At 64.9% G+C, this 19,002-nt stretch carries 15 protein-coding genes; 9 read left to right on the plus strand and 6 right to left on the minus strand.

What is annotated here, in order from left to right; translation table 11 throughout:
* Positions 1-35 precede the first annotated feature (35 nt).
* Complete coding sequence (locus ACGK9R_RS10345; RefSeq protein ID WP_394580893.1) at positions 36-581, minus strand: bifunctional adenosylcobinamide kinase/adenosylcobinamide-phosphate guanylyltransferase; 546 nt, start codon at positions 579-581, stop codon at positions 36-38.
* Between the two features lie 345 nt (positions 582-926).
* Positions 927-2,390, minus strand: a complete 1,464-nt coding sequence (locus ACGK9R_RS10350) for an efflux transporter outer membrane subunit (RefSeq protein WP_394580895.1) — start codon at positions 2,388-2,390, stop codon at positions 927-929.
* A 160-nt stretch (positions 2,391-2,550) separates the two neighbouring features.
* Between ACGK9R_RS10350 and ACGK9R_RS10355 the strand changes: the two genes are divergently transcribed.
* The 9 genes from ACGK9R_RS10355 to ACGK9R_RS10395 all read left to right on the plus strand — a co-directional run bounded on the left by ACGK9R_RS10355 (position 2,551) and on the right by ACGK9R_RS10395 (position 14,268).
* Positions 2,551-3,594: an efflux RND transporter periplasmic adaptor subunit gene (locus tag ACGK9R_RS10355; RefSeq protein WP_394580897.1), complete on the plus strand. Its 1,044-nt coding sequence runs from the start codon at positions 2,551-2,553 to the stop codon at positions 3,592-3,594.
* A gap of 8 nt (positions 3,595-3,602) precedes the next feature.
* On the plus strand, positions 3,603-6,737 hold the full coding sequence (locus ACGK9R_RS10360) for an efflux RND transporter permease subunit (RefSeq protein ID WP_394580899.1): 3,135 nt from the start codon (positions 3,603-3,605) through the stop codon (positions 6,735-6,737).
* Between the two features lie 175 nt (positions 6,738-6,912).
* Positions 6,913-8,802 (plus strand): phosphogluconate dehydratase, encoded by a 1,890-nt coding sequence (gene edd, locus ACGK9R_RS10365; protein ID WP_394580901.1) that lies wholly within the window; start codon positions 6,913-6,915, stop codon positions 8,800-8,802.
* A complete protein-coding gene (gene glk / locus ACGK9R_RS10370) occupies positions 8,802-9,767 on the plus strand; it encodes a glucokinase (RefSeq protein WP_394580903.1) in 966 nt (321 codons plus the stop codon). The genes edd and glk overlap by 1 nt, the downstream gene beginning before the upstream one ends.
* A 120-nt stretch (positions 9,768-9,887) precedes the next feature.
* Positions 9,888-10,601 carry a FadR/GntR family transcriptional regulator gene (locus ACGK9R_RS10375; RefSeq protein ID WP_394580905.1) on the plus strand — a complete coding sequence of 238 codons (714 nt, stop codon included), beginning with the start codon at positions 9,888-9,890 and terminating at the stop codon, positions 10,599-10,601.
* A 46-nt stretch (positions 10,602-10,647) separates the two neighbouring features.
* A complete protein-coding gene (gene dgoD / locus ACGK9R_RS10380) occupies positions 10,648-11,796 on the plus strand; it encodes a galactonate dehydratase (protein ID WP_394580907.1) in 1,149 nt (382 codons plus the stop codon).
* A 10-nt stretch (positions 11,797-11,806) separates the two neighbouring features.
* A complete protein-coding gene (locus tag ACGK9R_RS10385; protein ID WP_394580909.1) occupies positions 11,807-12,769 on the plus strand; it encodes a 2-dehydro-3-deoxygalactonokinase in 963 nt (320 codons plus the stop codon).
* A 10-nt stretch (positions 12,770-12,779) separates the two neighbouring features.
* Positions 12,780-13,394: a 2-dehydro-3-deoxy-6-phosphogalactonate aldolase gene (locus tag ACGK9R_RS10390; RefSeq protein ID WP_394580911.1), complete on the plus strand. Its 615-nt coding sequence runs from the start codon at positions 12,780-12,782 to the stop codon at positions 13,392-13,394.
* Complete coding sequence (locus ACGK9R_RS10395) at positions 13,387-14,268, plus strand: SMP-30/gluconolactonase/LRE family protein (protein WP_394580913.1); 882 nt, start codon at positions 13,387-13,389, stop codon at positions 14,266-14,268. The genes ACGK9R_RS10390 and ACGK9R_RS10395 overlap by 8 nt, the downstream gene beginning before the upstream one ends.
* A gap of 54 nt (positions 14,269-14,322) precedes the next feature.
* Here ACGK9R_RS10395 and ACGK9R_RS10400 read toward each other — a convergent pair whose 3' ends face one another.
* From ACGK9R_RS10400 to zwf, 4 genes are all read right to left on the minus strand, one after another.
* Positions 14,323-15,921 carry a solute:sodium symporter family transporter gene (locus tag ACGK9R_RS10400; RefSeq protein WP_394580915.1) on the minus strand — a complete coding sequence of 533 codons (1,599 nt, stop codon included), beginning with the start codon at positions 15,919-15,921 and terminating at the stop codon, positions 14,323-14,325.
* A gap of 211 nt (positions 15,922-16,132) precedes the next feature.
* Positions 16,133-16,795, minus strand: coding sequence for a bifunctional 4-hydroxy-2-oxoglutarate aldolase/2-dehydro-3-deoxy-phosphogluconate aldolase (locus ACGK9R_RS10405; RefSeq protein WP_394580917.1), 663 nt, complete (start codon positions 16,793-16,795; stop codon positions 16,133-16,135).
* 35 nt (positions 16,796-16,830) lie between these two features.
* Positions 16,831-17,496, minus strand: a complete 666-nt coding sequence (gene pgl / locus ACGK9R_RS10410) for a 6-phosphogluconolactonase (protein WP_394580919.1) — start codon at positions 17,494-17,496, stop codon at positions 16,831-16,833.
* A gap of 1 nt (position 17,497) precedes the next feature.
* Complete coding sequence (gene zwf / locus ACGK9R_RS10415; protein WP_394580921.1) at positions 17,498-18,991, minus strand: glucose-6-phosphate dehydrogenase; 1,494 nt, start codon at positions 18,989-18,991, stop codon at positions 17,498-17,500.
* Positions 18,992-19,002: the final 11 nt, after the last annotated feature.

Consider the following 19,002-nt stretch of genomic DNA (forward strand, 5'->3'; position numbering starts at 1 on the left):
GGGATTTTAATCGCTCCAGCGCGATCAATCCAGGCTCATCGCTTGAATGGCCACGGGCCTGGCGGTTCGTGTGGGTCCAGCGCCGAGGGTTTCCACTCGACGGCGCACCCGGCCACCGCTTCGATAACCGAGTCTGCCTCATGGGCAAGCAGCCGATGCAGGCGCTGCAGAAAGGTGACGAAGCGCCAGGCACCCGGGTCGGCGGCCAGGGGCGCTTCGTTGAGATCGCTGGATACGATGATCAGGTGCAGCCGCCGCGCTCGGGCGTCCTCGAGCACCTTTTTTAGCTGCCGCTCGCCTTCGCGCTCGATGCCGCCCGGCGTGTCACTCGCTGAATCGCTTACAAGCAGCTGGCGGGTCCATTGGGTCAGAGAGTGAAAAATGATGGTTTGACCCGCAGGCGTGGCCGCTACCGCTTTGGCGAGCTCGACCGGCGAATCGAGCGGGACCTCAAAGCGCTCGCCAAGTGCGCTGTGCCCGGCCGTAGCGATCACCTGAAAGGGCTTGCCCGTTGCCCGCGCCCGCGCTTCGGCCAGCCGAAGCTTTCCCGACCCGGCACCGCCGCTGATAAAGACGATCATGCACTGACCAAGCGGGAATGGGCATCATCACGCGGCGCGGGCTCGAGGCACGCGCCAGCTAACGGCTTTTTTAGGCCTTGCATAACGCCTCCCTACTTCTTTCGCGCGCGATCATCATGTTTTGCTCAGGCCGCCCAACGTTCACGGCGGCCACAGGGTGTAAGAATGCACCAGGCTCAGCCGATTGAGAAGTCACGTAGCAGGCTAAAAAGCAGGAAAAAGCAGGTGCGGGCCTGGAAAATGAAAGCGCTGACGTTTCGCGCGCTAAAGCGCGGCTCCTACAGCGGGAATCAACGGCATCGGTGAGTGAAGGCGGGGCCGCCAAGGCGGCCCCGGGGTGGGGGTTTATAGCGAAGAGATCGTCGTGCGGCCATCCCAGCCGCCGCCCAGGGCCTTGAACAGCGTGGCCAGGGCGGCGAGGCGTTCGCTTTGTGCGTCGGCGCGGTCGAGGCGAGCGGAAAGCAGCGAGCGTTCGGCGTCGAGGCGTTCGAGCATACTGCTCTGGCCCTCATCATAGGTAAGCACCGCGAGATCCCGGGCGCGCTCGACGGCGGCAATTTGAAGATTGACAGCCTCGACGCGCTCGCCGGTCAGGGCGTAGTTGTTGAGCGCATCGCGTACCTCGTTGAAAGCGGTGAGCACGGTGAGGCGGTACTGGGCGTCGGCCTGCTCGACCTGGGCCTCGGCGCTTTCGATATTGGCGCGGGTGCGGCCGAAATCGAGAAGCGGCCCGACGATGGAAGCGCCAAGCCCCCAGGCACGGGCGTTATCAGTGAACAGATCGCTTGTATCGGCAGCCACACTGGCAAGTGAGGCGTTCAGGTTGATCGAAGGCAAGCGGGCGGCTTCGGCCACGCCGATCTGGGCGTTGGCGGCGATCAGGGTCGCCTCGGCGGCGCGGATATCCGGGCGGCGCTGTAAAAGCTCGGAAGGAAGCAGGTGCGGCAAACGATCGGGCTCGGCAATCTCGACCAGCCGGGTATCGCCGTAGTCGAGCTCGCTCATCAGCTCCCGCGGGGTCAGCCCGACCAGAATGGCCAGCGCGCCTTTCAGGGTCTCCACCTGTTGGCGTACCTGGGGCAGCTCGCTGCGCACACCGCGCCACTGCGCCTCGGCCTGGCGGAACTCGAGCTCGCTGATGTCGCCAACGTCGAAGCGCAGCTTCTGCAGCCGGTAGGTCTCTTCGTAGGTGTCTTCGGTCTGTTCCAGAATGCGCTGCTGGGCCTGGGCGTTCTTGAGGTCGAAGTAGGTGGTGACCACATCGGCGATCACGCCGATTTGTGCAGCGTCGCGGGCGAACACGCTCTCGCTGAAGGTGGCCAGCGCCGCCTCGCGCTGGCGGGCAAGGCGCCCCCAAAGGTCCAGCTCGTACTCGAGGCTGCCGGCAATCGAGAACTGGTTGTTGACCGAGGTAATCAGATCCTGCACCGGGTCGATGTCGATGGGGATCGAAGCGCCCGGCGTGCGCTCGCGGTTGGCCTCGAGCTGATAGCCCACGGTGGGGAAGAACTCGGCGTCGGCCAGCCCCAGCTCGGCGCGCGCCTGCTGAATGCGGCCAAGCTGAACGGCAAGTTCCAGATTGTCCCGAGTGGCGCGCTCGACCAGCGCATCGAGCGCCGGGTCATCGAATCGCTGCCACCAGGTGGACCACTCACCCCGCTCGGCCGTGCTCAGGGCAATGTGCGCGGGCCAGGCGTCGGGCAGCGCAAGCGCCGGCGCCTCGTAGTCCGGGCCCACCGTCGTGCAGCCGGTCACCAGTGCCAGCAACCCGGCGCTCAGCCAGCGCCCCGCGTAGACTCCCTTCTTCATCCATGCTCCTTGCTTGCTCGACGGCGCACGTACGCGGCCATGCCAGGATTTAAACGACTGTTCGCCTTTTTTCGGGCACCCACTATAGTAGGTGCCAAAGATGAATTCATCACGCTTTAAACGACTGCCCGCAAGGAGACGCTTCGCAATGAGGCCGGTTTTGACATGGATATGTTTATTCGCAACGCTTTTGGTCCTCGCCGGCTGTGGTGACGACGAAGAACCCCAGCAGCGCCCCGCCCAGGTGGTGAAGCTCGTCGAAGCATCGGCGCAGTCGGTGTATCCCGGGCGGCGCTTCGTGGGCCGGGTCGATGCCAGAAGCACGGTGAACTACGCCTTCCAGGTCGGCGGGCGGATCAACGCGTTTCCCGCGGTGCAGGGCGCCATTATTCCAGAGGGCGAGCTGATCGCCCAGCTCGACCAGACCGACTACGTTCTACAGCTGCGCGCCGCCGAGGCGGAGTTCGAGCAGGCGCGGCGCAACCTGGAACGCCAGCGTACGCTGCGCGTCCAGGGGGCGGCCTCCCAGGCGGCGCTCGACGCCGCCCAGGCCGAGGCCGAGCGTGCCGAAACCCAGCGCGACAACGCCCGCCAGGAGCTCGACTACACCACGCTCACCGCGCCCTTCGATGCGCTGATCGCCCGCCGGCTGGTGGAGAACTACACCACCGTGCCGCCCAATACCGAGATCGTGCGCATTCAGGATATCTCGGAGCTGCGCATTCGCTTCAACGTGCCCCAGGCGCTGATGCAGCATCTGGAAAACGGCCGCGACTTCACCGCCGAAGCGCAGATCGCCACGCTCCCGGGCCAGCGCATCCCGCTCGAGTACCGCGAGCACGTGACCGAGCCCGACGAGGTCGCTCAAACCTATGAGGTCGAATACGCCCCGGTCAACGACGATCTCGTCGCGCTGCCCGGCACCACGGCGACCGTTTACATCACCCCCACCCGCCAGATCGAAAGCCCGCTGATCGCCCTGCCCGCCAGCGCCCTGGACAGCGATGAAACGGGCGCGTTTCGCGTCTGGGTCTTCGACCCCGATGATGGCGTGGTGCACCCGCAAACAGTGAGCGTGGGCGAGATGGTCGACGACCGCGCGATGATCACCGCCGGGCTCGAACAGGGCGCGCGCGTGGTCGCCACCGGCGCACATCTGCTGCGCGACGGTATGCGCGTCAAGCCGCTCGACGCTGCGCTGTAGGGGGCCACATGGATATCGCAAAGCGCTCGATCGATAAACCGATCAACACCTGGCTGATCGTAGTGATCTGCCTGCTCGGCGGGCTCTGGGGGTTCAACACCGTCGGCAAGCTCGAGGACCCATCGTTCACCATCCCTTACGCCATCATCAACACGCCCTACCCCGGTGCCACCGCCGAGGAGGTCGAAGAAGAAGTAACCGAGCGCCTCGAGCGGGCAATCCAGGACATGCCCCAGCTCGACGTGCTCGACTCCAAATCGCTCCCTAACCGCTCGGAGATCCAGGTCGAAATCCAGGACACCTACGGCAGCGACGAACTGCCGCAAATCTGGGACGAGCTGCGGCGTAAGGTCAACGACGCCCAAGCGGATCTTCCCGAGGGCGCGCTACAGTCCCAGGTCAACGACGATTTCGGCCAGGTGTACGGGCTCTTCTACGCCGTGACCGCCGAGGGCTTCTCGACCCGCGAGATTCGCGACATCTCGACGTTCTTGCAGCGTGAGCTGCTGGCGGTGCCGGGCGTCGCCCGGGTGAGCGCGGCCGGCGAGCGCGAAGAGACGATCTATATCGACATCGCCAACGAGCGCCTGACCACGCTCGGCATCCCGATCGAGCAGGTGATCAACACCATTCAAAGCGAGAACGCCGTCGAGGATGCGGGAAGCCTGCGGGTGGGCGACCGTCAGGTGCGCCTGGTCGCGCGCGCCAATATCGACAGTACCTCGCTTTTAGAGGCGATTCGCATCGGCCGGCCCGGCACCACCGAGCAGGTGGCGCTTTCCGATATCGCCACCATCTACCGCTCGCCCACCGAGATCCCCGATCACGTGGTGCGCTACAACGGCGAGCCCGCCTTCACCCTGGGCATCTCCGGCATTGCGACCGAAAACATCATCGAGATCGGCGAGGCGGTCGAGGCGCGCATGGAGGAGCTTCAAAGCCGCATTCCGCTGGGCGTCGAGCTGCACCCGCTCTACGAGCAGCACAACGTGGTCAATGACGCGATCAACGACTTTCTGATCAACCTGGCGATGTCGGTGGCGATCGTCATCGGCGTGCTCTGCCTGGTCATGGGCTGGAAGATCGGCGTGGTAGTGGGCAGCACCCTGCTGCTCACGGTGCTGGGTACGCTGCTGGTGATGGGTATTTTCAACATCGAGATGGAGCGCATTTCGCTCGGCGCGCTGATCATCGCCATGGGCATGCTGGTGGACAACTCGATCGTGGTCGCCGAGGGGATGGTGACCAACATCCGCGACGGCATGAAAGCCCGCCGCGCGGCCAGCGCCGCCGCCACCCGCGCCCAGGGGCCGCTGTTTGGCGCCACGCTGATCGGCATCATGGCGTTTGCCGGGATCGGCCTTTCCGACGACGTCACCGGCGAGTTCATGTTCTCGCTGTTCGTGGTCATTCTGGTCTCGCTGATGCTGAGCTGGCTGCTCGCGCTGACCGTCACACCGCTGTTCGGCTACTATCTGCTGCGCAAGAAAGGCGAAGAGGACGACGAGAGCGAACAGGACGATGAGCCGGCAAGCGATGAGCAAGCCGGTGACGACGGCGAGAGCGAGAAGAAAGACGACGCCTACGGCGGCATCGTTTATCGCGTCTATCGCAAGCTCTTACTCGCCGCGCTCCGGGTGCGCATTCTTACCGTCTCCGCGCTGGTGCTGATCACCGGGGTGTGCATGTGGGCGTTCACGCTGGTGCCGCAGTCGTTCTTCCCGGACTCCAGCACGCCGCTGTTCTTCATCAATTTTGAACTGCCCCAGGGGACGGACATTCGCGCCACGCTGCGCGATGTCGAAGAGATCGAGGCCTACGTGCTCGGGCACGAGGACGTGGTCTCGGTGGCGAGCTTCGTCGGGCGCGGGGCGACGCGCTTCATGCTGACCTACTCGCCGGAGCAGCCCAACGCCGCCTACGCCCAGTTCATCGTGCGCACCAAAGAACTCGATGCCATCGACGCGCTGGATCGCACCTTCTACAAGGAGCTCAACGAGCGCTTCCCGAACGCTCAGGTGCGCACCCAACGCCTGCAGTTCGGCCCCGGCGACGGCGCCGATATCGAAGCGCGCTTCTCCGGGCCGTCGCCCGAAGTGCTGCGCCAACTCGGCGACGAGGCCAGGCGTCGCATGGCCGCCAACCCGCTTTTGATCGACGAGCGCATCGACTGGCGCCAGCAGGAGCTGGTAGTGGCGCCCATCATTAACGAAGAACGCGCACGCATCGCCGGCGTCACCCGCGACGATATCGCCCAGGCGCTGCAGTTCGCCTCTTCCGGCGTGCGCGCCGGCACCTACCGTGAAGGCGAGCATCTGATTCCGATTACCGCCCGCGCCCCCGCCGAGGAGCGCAACGATGTCGCGCTGCTGCGCGATCGTCAGATTTATAGCGAAGCCCAGGAGCGGTTCGTACCGATCACCCAGGTGGTCGACGACTTCGAAATTCGCGCGGAAGAGTCGCTGATCGAGCGGCGCAACCGGGTACGCACGCTGACCGTGGGCGCCGAGCCGGACAAGGGCTACACCGCCGCCCAGGCCTTCGAGGCGGTGCGCGCCGAAATCGAGGCTATCGAGCTTCCGCCGGGCTACCGCCTGGAGTGGGGCGGCGAGCACGAGGACTCCGGCGATGCCCAGGCCTCGCTCAATCAGCAGCTGCCGGCGAGCTTTCTGATCATGGTGCTGACCTCGATTCTGCTGTTCGGCAAACTGCGCCAGCCCTTGATCGTCTGGCTGGTGGTGCCGATGTCGGTGTGCGGGGTGGTGATCGGGCTTTTGATCACGGGCCTACCCTTCTCTTTCACCGCACTTTTGGGCATGTTAAGCCTCTCGGGTATGCTGATGAAAAACGCCATCGTGCTGGTCGACGAGATCGACAGCCAGATCGATGAGGGCACGGCGCGCTTCACCGCGTTGGTCAAAGCGAGCGTCAGCCGTCTGCGCCCGGTCTTTCTCGCCGCGGGCACGACGATTCTGGGCATGATCCCGCTTCTGTGGGACGCCTTTTTCAACAGCATGGCGATCACCATCATGGGCGGGCTTTTGTTTGCCTCTATACTGACGCTGATCGCGGTGCCCGTGCTCTACGCGCTATTTTTCCGCATCAAGCGTGACGAGGTCGAAGAGCAAAACACTTCCCGCTGAGCCACCGCCCGCCGCCCGGGGTGCGGCGGCGGGCGTTTCAGTAGGAAAGTTACCTAAAGCACGCCAAAAATCCGCTCTCAAAGGTTTAAAGCCGCCCGCCGCGGGCTTAAACTGGCCGAAAAGCATGTAATATAACTACACAACATGCCCTGACTAACGCCTAGCCGAGGTTCCCATGACGTCTACCACTCCCGCCCCGTTGAACGACACCGTCGCCAAGGTGACAAAGCGTATCGCTGAGCGCTCCCGCGAGCGCCGGGCGCTTTACGAGCAGCGCATGGCGGATCAGCACCAGCGCGGCGTGCACCGCGCCGAGCTCTCCTGCGGCAACTTGGCCCACGGCTTCGCCGCCTGCAGCCCGGCGGAGAAGGATTCGCTGAAGCTGATGAACAGTGCCAACCTGGGCATCATCTCGGCTTACAACGATATGCTCTCGGCGCACCAGCCTTTCGAGACCTTCCCTGCCACCATTCGCGAAGCGGCGGGTGCGATGGGCTCGACCGCGCAGTTCGCTGGCGGCGTGCCCGCCATGTGCGACGGCGTCACCCAGGGCCAGCCGGGCATGGAGCTTTCGCTTTTCTCGAGAGATGTAATCGCCATGGCCACCGCCGTGGGGCTATCGCATAACATGTTCGATGCCGCGCTCTATCTTGGCGTGTGCGACAAGATCGTGCCGGGACTTTTCATCGGGGCGGCCCGCTTTGGCCACCTGCCGGCGATGTTCGTACCGGCGGGCCCCATGCCGTCGGGGCTGCCCAACAAGGAGAAGGCGCGGGTGCGTCAGCTCTTCGCCGAGGGCAAGGTGGGCCGCGCGGAGCTTCTGGAAGCGGAGTCCGAGTCCTACCATAGCCCCGGCACCTGCACCTTCTACGGTACCGCCAACTCCAACCAGCTGATGATGGAGGTAATGGGCCTGCACTTGCCGGGCACCTCGTTCGTCAATCCGGGCACCGAAATGCGCGAGGCGCTGACGCGCTTTGCCACCGAGCAGGCGATTCGCAACACCGAGCCCGGCGGCGACTACCGCCCCTTCTACAAACAGATCGACGAGCGCGCCATCGTCAACGCCGTAGTCGGGCTTCTGGCCTCCGGCGGCTCGACCAATCACACCATGCATTTGATCGCCATGGCCGCCGCCGCCGGCGTCACGCTCACTTGGGACGACTTCACCGAGCTCTCCGCGGTGACGCCGAGCCTGATGAAGGTCTACCCCAACGGCCAGGCGGACATCAACCACTTCCAGGCCGCTGGCGGTATGAGCTATCTGTTCCGTGAGCTTCTGGGCGCGGGCCTTCTGCACGGCGACATCCCCACCGTGTTCGGCACTGATCTCACTGCCTACACCCAGGAGCCTTTCCTCGAAGACGGCAAACTCGTCTGGCGCGAAGGCCCGGAAAAAAGCCTCGATGAAGACGTGCTGCGCCCGGTGGCCACGCCCTTCGCCGCAACCGGGGGCTTGACCGTGCTCGACGGCAACCTGGGTCGCGGGGTGATCAAGATCTCCGCCGTGGCCGAGGAGCACCGCGTGCTCGAGGCACCGGTTCGCATCTTCGATGACCAGAACCAGATGAAAGGCGCGTTCGAGGCCGGTGAGCTCGACCGCGATGTGGTCGTGGTGGTGCGCTTCCAGGGGCCGAAGGCCAACGGCATGCCGGAGCTTCACAAACTCACCCCGTATCTGGGCGTGCTGCAGGATCGCGGCTTCAAGGTGGCACTGGTCACCGACGGGCGCATGTCCGGCGCCTCGGGCAAGGTACCGGCGGCGATTCATATAAGCCCCGAAGCGCTCGACGGCGGCCCGCTGGCCAAACTGCGCGACGGCGACGTGGTGGCGCTCGATGCCAACACCGGCGTGCTCGAAGCAAAGGTCGACGCCGCCACCTGGGCCGAGCGGCGTCACGCCCAGGCCGATCTGGATCACTACCACGTGGGCATGGGCCGCGAGCTGTTCGGCGGGTTCCGGCATTTGGCGATGCGCGGCGAGGAAGGCGCCGGCGTATTCGGCGGCTTCGAGGCCGATGATCTGGCGCGCCAGCAGAGCCAGATCAGCGAGGAGGACGCCTGATGCGACCGGCGCTGATCGGCGATATCGGCGGCACGAATGCGCGCCTTGCGCTGGTCATCCCCGGCGACACGGCGCCTTACGATATGCACAACCTGCCCTGCGCCGACTACGCCGGGCCGACCGAAGCGATCAAGGACTACCTTCAGCGCGTCGGCGCCATCGATGAGATGGCACCGCAAGAGGCGTGCCTTGCCTTCGCCTGCCCGGTTCACCATGAGCGGGTGCGCATGACCAACAACCCCTGGGACTTCAACAAAAGCGACGTCCAGGCTGCGCTGGGCTTTTCGGTTTTCAAGGTGATCAACGACTTCACCGCCCAGGCGCTCGGCGTGCCCCACGTCGACGAGGCGCACCTGTTTGAAGTGCAGGCAGGCGCCGCCGAACCCCACGCAGCCCGGCTGATCATCGGCCCCGGTACCGGACTCGGCGTGGCCGGGGTGTTCCCCGGGCGTCACGCCTGGATACCGCTGCCCACGGAAGGCGGGCACGTCAGTTTCGCCCCTACCGACGATCATGAGTTTGCGCTTTTGCGCTTTTTTCAGCGCCGTCACGGCCGGGTAAGCGTCGAGCGCCTGCTCTGCGGCCAGGGGCTTTTCGAGCTCTATCTCGCCTACTGCGAGTTTGAAGGCGCCGCGCCGCGCTTTGATACCCCCGCCGAGGTGAGCGAAGGCGCCGACGCCGGCGATGGTTTGGCCCGCGCTGCCCTGCTGCGCTTTCTGAAAATTCTCGGCGACGTGTGCGGCGACGCCACGCTCACCCTGGGCGCCCGCGGCGGCGTGTATCTGTGCGGCGGCATTCTACCCAGGCTTCTCGACTGGCTGCCCGCAAGCGCGCTGGTCGAGGCCTTCAACGCCAAGGGCCGTATGGCACGCTATAACGCGGAGATCCCGATTCACGTGGTCACCCACCCCTGGACCGGGCTTCTCGGCGCGGCGGAAGCGCTGCATAACGAAGAGGTTTTCTGACGCTCCCTTTTTGACACCGAGCCGCTATCGCGCGGCTCGCTCCTGGACCTTGGTCGGCTTGTTTAAATGTCAGACATTTCCTAGACTCGCTGCATTCAATGCCCGTAAGGAGCTTTTGCGATGTCGCTCGACGCCCTGCCCGCCCACTCCGGCGACGCCGATGATCTTGCTCGGCTGTTGGCGCGCGCGCTGTTCAGCGGCCACTGGCAGCCGGGGCAGGCGTTTCCCAGGGAGCTCGATATCGCCCGCCACTTCGCCATCAGCCGCAACCAGGTGCGCAATGCTCTGGCGCGGCTGACCGCCGCCGGGCTCCTGGAGCGAACCGCCGGGCGCGGAAGCGTAGTGCGCACGCTCGACGAGTGGCATCTGCTCGATCCGATCGTCAGCGACTGGATGAGCGGGCTTACCCGGCTCGACCCGGCGCTGATTCGCGAGGTGTACGCCTTTCGCCTCTCATCAGAGCCGCTGGTGGCCGCGCTTGCCGCCCGCGCCGCCACGCCTTCGGATATTGCGCGGCTCGCGCAAGCGCTCGATGGCATGAAGCAGAGCGCCCGGCAAGCGCGCGAGCGCCACGCCGAGTTCGACGTGCAGTTTCACGACGCCATCTATAGCGCCAGCCACAACCTGGTGTGGCGCCAGATGGGCCATCTGCTGCGCCCGTCGATCATGGCGCTGGTGCAGGGCTCGCAGCAGCGCCTCGAGACGCTGACCGATAGCCTCGATCGCCACGAGCGCCTGTTCGAGGCGATCAAGGCGGGTGAGCCGGACGCGGCAAGCCAGGCGGCGCGCCAGGTGCTGCAGCGCACCGCCCAGGATCTGGGCCTATGCGAATGACATCCCTGCACACTTTTCCCACTATATCCCTCCAGGAGACACGTTCATGAAAATCACCCGACTCAAGACCTGGCAGGTGCCGCCGCGCTGGCTCTTTCTCAAGATCGAGACCGATGAAGGCTGTTACGGCTGGGGCGAGCCGGTCATCGAAGGCCGTGCGGCCACGGTCGAAGCCGCGGTGCACGAGCTTGCCGACTATCTGATCGGCCAGGACCCGCACCGCATCGAACACTTGTGGAACACCCTCTACCGCGCAGGGTTCTACCGCGGCGGGCCGATTCTGATGAGCGCGATTGCCGGTATCGACCAGGCGCTTTGGGATTTGAAGGGGCGCGATCTGGGCGTGCCGGTGCACCAGCTTCTGGGCGGCGCGGTGCGCGACAAGATGCGCATGTACGCCTGGACCGGCGGCGACCGGCCCAGCGATGTCGGCGCTGGCGCCAGGGCGCTGGTCGACAAGGGCTTTACCGCCTTCAAGATGAACGGCACCCCGGAGATGCAGATCGTCGACTCGCACAGAAAAATCGATGAGGCAGTCGCGCGGGTGCGCGAAGCCCGCGAAGCGGTAGGCCCGGACGTCGGCATTGGTATCGATTTTCACGGCCGCGTACATCGGCCCATGGCCAAGGCGCTTTTGCGCGAGCTCGAGCCCTATCACCCGATGTTCGTCGAGGAGCCGGTGGCCCCGGAACATTTGCCGTGCCTGAAAGAGATCGCCGGCGGGCTTGGCTATCCGCTCGCGACCGGCGAACGGCTGCACACCCGCTTCGAATTCCGCGATCTGTTGCAGGACGGCATGATCGACATCGTCCAGCCGGATATCTCCCACTGCGGCGGCATCAGCGAAGGGCTCAAGATCGCCGCGCTCGCCTCGGCCTATGACGTCGCGCTCGCCCCCCACTGCCCGCTCGGCCCGCTGACGCTCGCCGCTTCGCTTCAGCTCGACGCGGTGAGCCACAATGCCTTCATCCAAGAGCAGAGCATGGGCATCCACTACAACCAGGGCAACGACGTGCTCGACTACCTGGTGGATAAAACCGCGCTTTCGATCGAGGACGGCTTCTGCGCCATTCCTCAGGGGCCGGGGCTCGGGGTCGAAATCGACGAGCAGTTCGTCGAGGAGCGCGCCAAAACCGGCCACCGCTGGCGCAACCCGGTGTGGAGCCACGAGGATGGCTCGATCGCCGAGTGGTAAGGAGAGCGACATGACCTTCGACAGCGACAACGTACGCAAGCAACTCGGGTGGATCGCCGCGGACTGGGGCTCCTCCAACCTGCGGCTTTGGGCGATGGACCGGGAAGGCCGCGTCCTTGACGCCGCCAAAAGCGACCGGGGCATGCTTTCGCTCACCCCGCCCGAGTATGAAACTGAGCTCACCCGGTTAGTCGAAGGCTGGCTGCCCGAGCGGCCGGTCGACGTAGTGGTGTGCGGCATGGCCGGCGCCCGCCAGGGCTGGCGCGAAGCCGCCTACCTGAGCACGCCGACGCCGCTTGACGAAATTAGTCAGGGGGCGGTCGCGCCCACGCTTGCAAGCTCGGCGCTGCGGGTTCACCTGCTGCCGGGGGTGAGCCAGCGCGGCGCAGACGCCTTCGACGTGATGCGCGGCGAGGAGACCCAGTTGGCCGGGCTGATCGCCAACGCCCCCGGTTTCACCGGCCTGGCCTGCCTGCCCGGCACCCACTCGAAGTGGGCGCGCCTGAACGACGGCGCCCTCACCCGCTTCGCTACTTATCTCACCGGCGAGCTTTTTGATCTGCTGGCTGGCCACTCGGTGCTACGTCACTCGGTCACGCCGGACCTGGACGACGAGGCCTGCCGCGACGTCTTTCGCCAAGCGGTGCGCGAAAGCGTCGACCAGCCAGAGCGCTTCACCAATGCGCTGTTCACCCTGCGCGCCCGGGATCTGCTCGACACCACGCTGCCTGGCGGCGAGCGGCGCAGGCAGTTGCTCGGTGCACGGCTTTCGGGGCTCGTCATCGGCCAGGAACTGGCCGATGCCACGAAGAACCTGCCCCAGGGCGAGCGCGTGACGCTGATTGGCGGCGTAGCGCTGACCCGGCGCTACACGCAGGCGTTGGAAGCCCTCGAGCGCCCCTGCACGACCCTGGACGGCGACGCCGCCGTGCTCGCCGGGCTCGCCCTCGCCCACCGCACGCTCACCGACTGAAGGAGGTTCCATGACACTTCCCCTGATAGGCATTCTGCGCGGCGTAACCCCCGCCGAGGTCGAAGCCGTCGCCACGGCGCTGCTCGAGGCGGGCATCACCCGTATCGAGGTACCGCTCAACTCCCCACAGCCGCTCGAAAGCATTGCGCTGCTCGCCGAGCGCTTTGGCGACCAGGCGCTGATCGGCGCGGGCACGGTGCTGACTCCCGCCCAGGTCAAGGACGTTCACGCTGCCGGCGGCCGGCTGATCGTCTCGCCCAACGCCCGCCCGGCGGTGATCGAAGCCGCCCAGGCGCTCGACATGCAGAGCTTTCCCGGCATCGTTACGCCCTCCGAGGCCTTCGACGCGCTGGACGCTGGCGCCACCGGGCTCAAGCTCTTCCCTGCGGTGCAGGTCGGCATCGAGGGCATGAAGGCGGTGCGCGCGGTGCTGCCCCAGGGCACGCTGCTCTACGCGGTGGGCGGCATCGGCGAGGATAACTTCGCCCAGTGGCGCGCCGGCGGCGTCGACGGCGCGGGTCTTGGTAGCGCGCTCTACAAGCCCGGCCAGAGCGCCGAGCAGGTAAGCCGCCAAGCCCAGGCGCTGGTGCGCGCCTGGCAGGCGGCGGGAGGTGAGCATGGCTAACGTAACCCAGGCCGAGCTTGCGGTGGATTGCCGCTACGAGCTCGGCGAAGGCCCGCAGTGGCAGGCAGCAAGCGCCCGGCTCTACTGGTGCGACATTCTGGGCAAGCGGCTTCACTGGCTGGAACCCGCCACTCAAACCCACACAAGCCTCGAACTCGAGCGCATGGTCTCCTGCGCCGCCCCGGTCGATGATGGCCGGCTGCTGCTGGTAGGCGAAAACCAGCTGACGCTATTCGACCCCAAAAACCAGGCGCAAACGCCGCTGATGGATTTCGAGGCGGACGACCCGGTGACCCGCTCCAACGACGCCCGGGTCGACCGCCACGGCAGCCTCTGGCTTTCGACCATGGGCAAGAACGCCGAGCCCGGTGCAGGCAGCCTCTACCGCCTCCATCGGGGCAAGCTCCATACCCTGCGCTCGGGGCTGACCATCCCCAACGCGATCTGCTTTTCGCCCCAGGGCGATACCGCCTACTTCACCGATACGCCGAGCGGCATCGTGATGCGCTGGGCGCTGGATGCCGAAGGCTTTCCCATCGGCGAGCCGGAACCCTTTGCGGATTTTTCCGAACACGAAGGCAACCCGGACGGCGCAGTGATCGACGAGGAGGGCGCGATGTGGATTGCACTCTGGGGCGCGGGCAAGGTGGTGCGTCTTGATAAGCACGGGCAGATCAGCCGCGAAATCACGCTCCCGGTCAGCCAGCCCTCCTGCCCCGCCTTCGGCGACCAGGCACTCGATACGCTCTATATCACCACCGCGAGGGAAGGCTTGAGCGAGAAGGCGCTGGCCGATGCGCCGCTGGCCGGCTCGCTTTTCAAGGCCATTCCCGGCGTTAAAGGGCTCGCCGAGCCACCGCTTCGCCTGAATTGAAGGCGCCCCAACGCAAAGAGCCCCGCCAAAGCGGGACTCTTTGCATCGAGTGAATTACACACCGGCAAAACTGATGTACATCACGATCACCAGCACCACCAGCACCGCGCCCACGGGCACCGCGCCTTTCCAGGGGGTGAGGTCGACGTCACCGCTGTGCTCCTGTACCCAGTCGGTTTCGCGCGGGCGCAGTTTGCCGATCACCAGCATGAGAATGACCAGCAGCGCAAAAATGAGCGCGACGAAGTGGAATTCGCTCAGTACGGCGGGCAGCAGCGTAAACGGCGGCACGAAGTAGCCCGCGGCGATCATCAAGCAGCCGCCGACCAGCGCGATCTTCGCCGCCATGGGCGGTACGCGTTTGGTCAGAAGTCCGACGATCACCACGGCAAGAATCGGGATGAAGTAGATCGCGTTCATCTTCTGCAGGTAGCCAAACAGGCTCTCCTGGCCCGCCAGCAGTGGCGCGATGATCATGGTGATCACCGCCATGATCCAGCCGAACACCTTGCCGGATTTCACTACCTGAGCCTCGGTGGCGTGCGGATTGAGCACGCCCTTGTAGATGCCGAGGCTGAAGATCGTCGTGGTGCTGTTGAGCGCCGAGTTGAACGAGGAGAGGATCGCGCCGACCATCACCGCGGCGAAGAAGCCGGTCAAATAAGGCGGCAACACGTTGAAAACGAGATAGCCGTAGGCCTCGTCGGCGCGCACGCCGTCATCGAAGTAGAGGTGGTAGGCGATGATGCCCGGCAGCACCAGATACAGCGGGCCGAGCAGCTTGAAGAAGCCGGTGAGCAGCACGCCCTTCTGCCCTTCGGCGAGGTTTTTCGCCGCGAAGGTACGCTGAATGATCTGCTGGTTGGTGCTCCAGTAGAACAGGTTGATCAGAAACACCCCGGTGAACAGGGTAAAGAACGGCACCTGCTGCTCCGGGCCGCCGATCGAGTTGAGCTTCTCCGGATTGGTCTCTTTCAGAATGCTCCAGCCCTCCATCACCCCGGTGCCGTCGCTGACCGCCTGAAGACCGAAGTAGACGATGACGAAGCCACCGATCAAAAGCCCCGCGCCGTTGAGCGTGTCGGAGACCGCGACGGTGCGCAGCCCGCCGAACAGCGCGTAGACGGCGCCGATGATGCCGACGATCCAGACGGTCAGCCACAGAAGCGTGGTCGAGGATTGAATACCGGTCAGCCCCGGCAGATCGAGCATGCCCTGAAGGCCGATGGCGCCGGAGTAGAGAATGATCGGCAACAGGATCACTGCGTAGGCGATCAGAAAGATCACGTTGGTGATCAGCTGAGTGGTCTTGTCGAAGCGAATTTCCAGAAGCTGCGGCAGCGTGGCGATACCGCTCTTGAGAAAGCGCGGCAGGAAAAAGAGCGCCAGCGCCACCAGCGCGATCACCGCCACGACCTCCCAGGCCATCACGCTCAGGCCGTCGGCAAACGCCGCGCCGTTGAGCCCGACCATCTGCTCGGTGGAGAGGTTGGTCATCAGAAGCGAGCCGGCGATCAGCGGAAACGTCAGGCTACGCCCGGCGAGAAAGTAGCCGCTGGTGCTCGAGTGATCGTCGCGGCGCGTGATGCGCCAGGTAATGAACGCGACCAGTCCTGTAAAAAACAGGAACGACGCCAGGGTCAGCAGATGCACGGCTTTTCTCCTTTAGCGAATGGGAACGTGGGCTTAGCGCGAGATATGTCAGACATATATTCGGCAGTTTAAATTAATCGATTCAGCCGGGTTATCCCCCTTTGGTCTCAGGCTAATGAATGGCAGGCTAATATTTGAGCGAAAAGCTGACACGAAAAAAGCCCGGCCGCATGAGCGGCTCGGGCTTTAAGGTGTTTCGCCGGTGAAACGCTTAGTGGTGGAAGCGCTCTGCGGCTTCGCGTGCAAGCTTCGTGATGCCTGCCCAGTCCTCGGACTCGACCAGCGCCTTCGGTGTCAGCCAGGAGCCGCCGATGCACATCACGTTAGGAAGCGACAAATACTCTTCGGCGTTGTCCAGGGTAATGCCGCCGGTGGGGCAAAAGCGCGCCTCGCCGATCGGGCCACCGAACGCCTTGATCGCCTTGGCGCCGCCGCTCGACTCTGCCGGGAAAAACTTGAAGCGTCGAAAGCCGTACTGCCAGCCGGCCATCAGCTCCGACACCGTGGAGACGCCGGGCAGCATCGGCACCGGGCTCTCCACGCCATAGCGATAGAGCGCCTCGGTGGTGCCGGGGGTGACCACGAAGTCTGCTCCGACCTCTTCGGCCTGGCGGTACTGGGCAGGCGTCAGCACCGTGCCGACGCCGATACTGGCACCCACAAGCTCCTTTTTCATCCGTTTGATGGCTTCGAGCGCGCAGTCGGTGCGCAGCGTCACTTCCAGCACGTTGATACCGCCTTCGACCAGCGCCCGACCCAGCGGCACCGCATCCTCGATACGCTCGATGGTGATCACCGGAATGACCTCGGCCTTGAGGCAGATGCTATCGAGCTCGGCGGTGCGGCTGGAGGGCAGCTGTTTATCGATTGTCATGAAGTCTCCCAACCCGTACGGGCGTGCAGTGAGTGTCAGGGCGCCCAGTAGATCGCCAGCGGGCAGCTCAAAAAGGCGCGAATGGGAAGCTGGCGCACGTCGTCGCCGCCCATGGCGCTACCGAGTACGGCGCGCTTGTCGTCGCCGGTGATGTGTAAAAAGTGGCGCCTCGCCTGGTGCAGGCGGTCGGCGCTCAGGGTAATGCGCGGCTGGGGCTGGCTGGGCGTGCGCACCGCCACCAGTGGCTCGTCGGTGGTCATGGCAAGGCCGAGCTCCGGGCTATCCGGGAACAGCGACGCCGTATGGCCATCGCCGCCCATACCCAGAATCACCACGCTGGCCGGCCAGGCGAGCGGCTCGACACGCCGGGCGACTTCCTCCACGCCCTGCTCCGGCGTCTCGGCCGCAGAGGTAAGCGGGATGAAGTCGGCCCCTTGCGCCTCGCCCACGAGCAGGTGCTCGCGCACCAGCCGGGCGTTGCTGTCATCGCTTTGAGCATCGACCCAGCGCTCGTCGGCAAGCGTGATCTGTACCCGCTCCCAGGGGAGCTTTCTAGCGGCCAGCGCCTTGAAGAAAGGCACCGGGGTCGAGCCGCCGGACACCACCAGCAGCACGTTCTCCTGCCGGGCCAGATCCTCTGAAAGGGCCTGAAAGACCGCTTCCGCCAGCTGCTCGGCCAGCGCGTCTCTTGAGTGGCTCATGTCAATAATCCTCGTACCAGCTGCGCCCGTCCTGGGTGATCATGGCGATCGACGCCACTGGCCCCCAGGAGCCGGCCGGGTAGCGTCTTGGTGGCGTTTCGCGGGTTTTCCAGCCTTCGATCAGCTGGTCGCACCAGCGCCAGGCGAACTCGACCTCGTCGCGGCGCACGAACAGATACTGCTGACCCTTCATTACCTCGAGCAAAAGCCGCTCGTAGGCGTCGGGTATGCGCGACTTGGGAAAGGCGCTGTTGAAATCGAGATGCAGCGGCCCCGGGCGCAGCCGCATTCCCCGGTCCAGGCCGCTGTCCTTGGTCAAGACCTGAAGCGCGATCCCCTCTTCGGGCTGCAGGCGGATGATCAGCTTGTTGGCGGCGATGTCACGCTGGTCCGGGTCGAAGATATAGTGCGGCTGCTGGCGAAAGTGAATGACGATCTGGGAGAGCTTCTCCGGCATGCGTTTGCCGGTGCGCAGATAAAACGGCACGCCGGCCCAGCGCCAGTTGGAAACCTCGGTCTTCATCGCCACAAAGGTTTCGGTGCGGCTTTCGGTATTGGCGTCCTCTTCTTCCAGGTAGCCCGGCACCGCCTGGCCATCGCTGGTGCCGGCGATGTACTGGCCGCGCACCACGTCGCGCCCCAGCGCCTCACCAGTGAACGGCTTGAGCGCCTTGAGCACCTTCACTTTTTCATCGCGAATGGCGTCGGCGTCCAGGTTCGAGGGCGGGTCCATGGCGATCAAACACAAAAGCTGCAACAGGTGGTTTTGCACCATGTCCCTGAGCTGGCCGGCGTCATCGAAGTAGCCCCAGCGCCCTTCTATTCCCACCTTCTCGGCCACGGTGATCTCGACGTGGGAGATGTGGTTCTGGTTCCACTGGGTGCCGAACAAGGGGTTGGCAAAGCGCATGGCGATCAGGTTCTGCACCGTCTCCTTGCCAAGGTAATGGTCGATGCGGTAGACCCGCTCCTCCGGGAATACCGCACCGATGGCGTCGTTGATCGCCTTCGACGACTCGAGATCGTAGCCAATCGGTTTCTCGACCACTACGCGGCTGTCGTCGTCGAGACTGCCGCTTTCAGCCAGGTGGCGGCAGATATCGCCGTAGATACGCGCGGCGACCGACAGGTAGACCACCATCGGCCGATCGGCGCCCTCGCGCCACTCGCGAATCGCGGCGTAGCCCTCGCCGCTTTTGAAGTCGAGCTGCTGATAGTCGAGCCGGTTCAAAAAGCGCGTCAGGCTCTGCTCGTCCAGCTCGTCGGTTTTCAGGCGTTTTTCCAGCGCCTGACGAATCAGCGCGCGAAATTCGTCGAGGCCGTACTCCTGACGCGCCAGGCCCAGAATGCGCGTGGCGTCGGGCATCAGCCCTTCGCGGTCGAGGTGATACAGGGCGACAAAGAGCTTGCGCGTGGCGAGATCCCCCAGTGCGCCGAAAAGCGCCAGATCGATCGCATGGCTCGGATCGCCTAACGGGGATTGGGACTGGCTCATCGTGACTCCTT

Source organism: Halomonas sp. HNIBRBA4712 (assembly GCF_043558675.1).
Classification (GTDB): domain Bacteria; phylum Pseudomonadota; class Gammaproteobacteria; order Pseudomonadales; family Halomonadaceae; genus Vreelandella.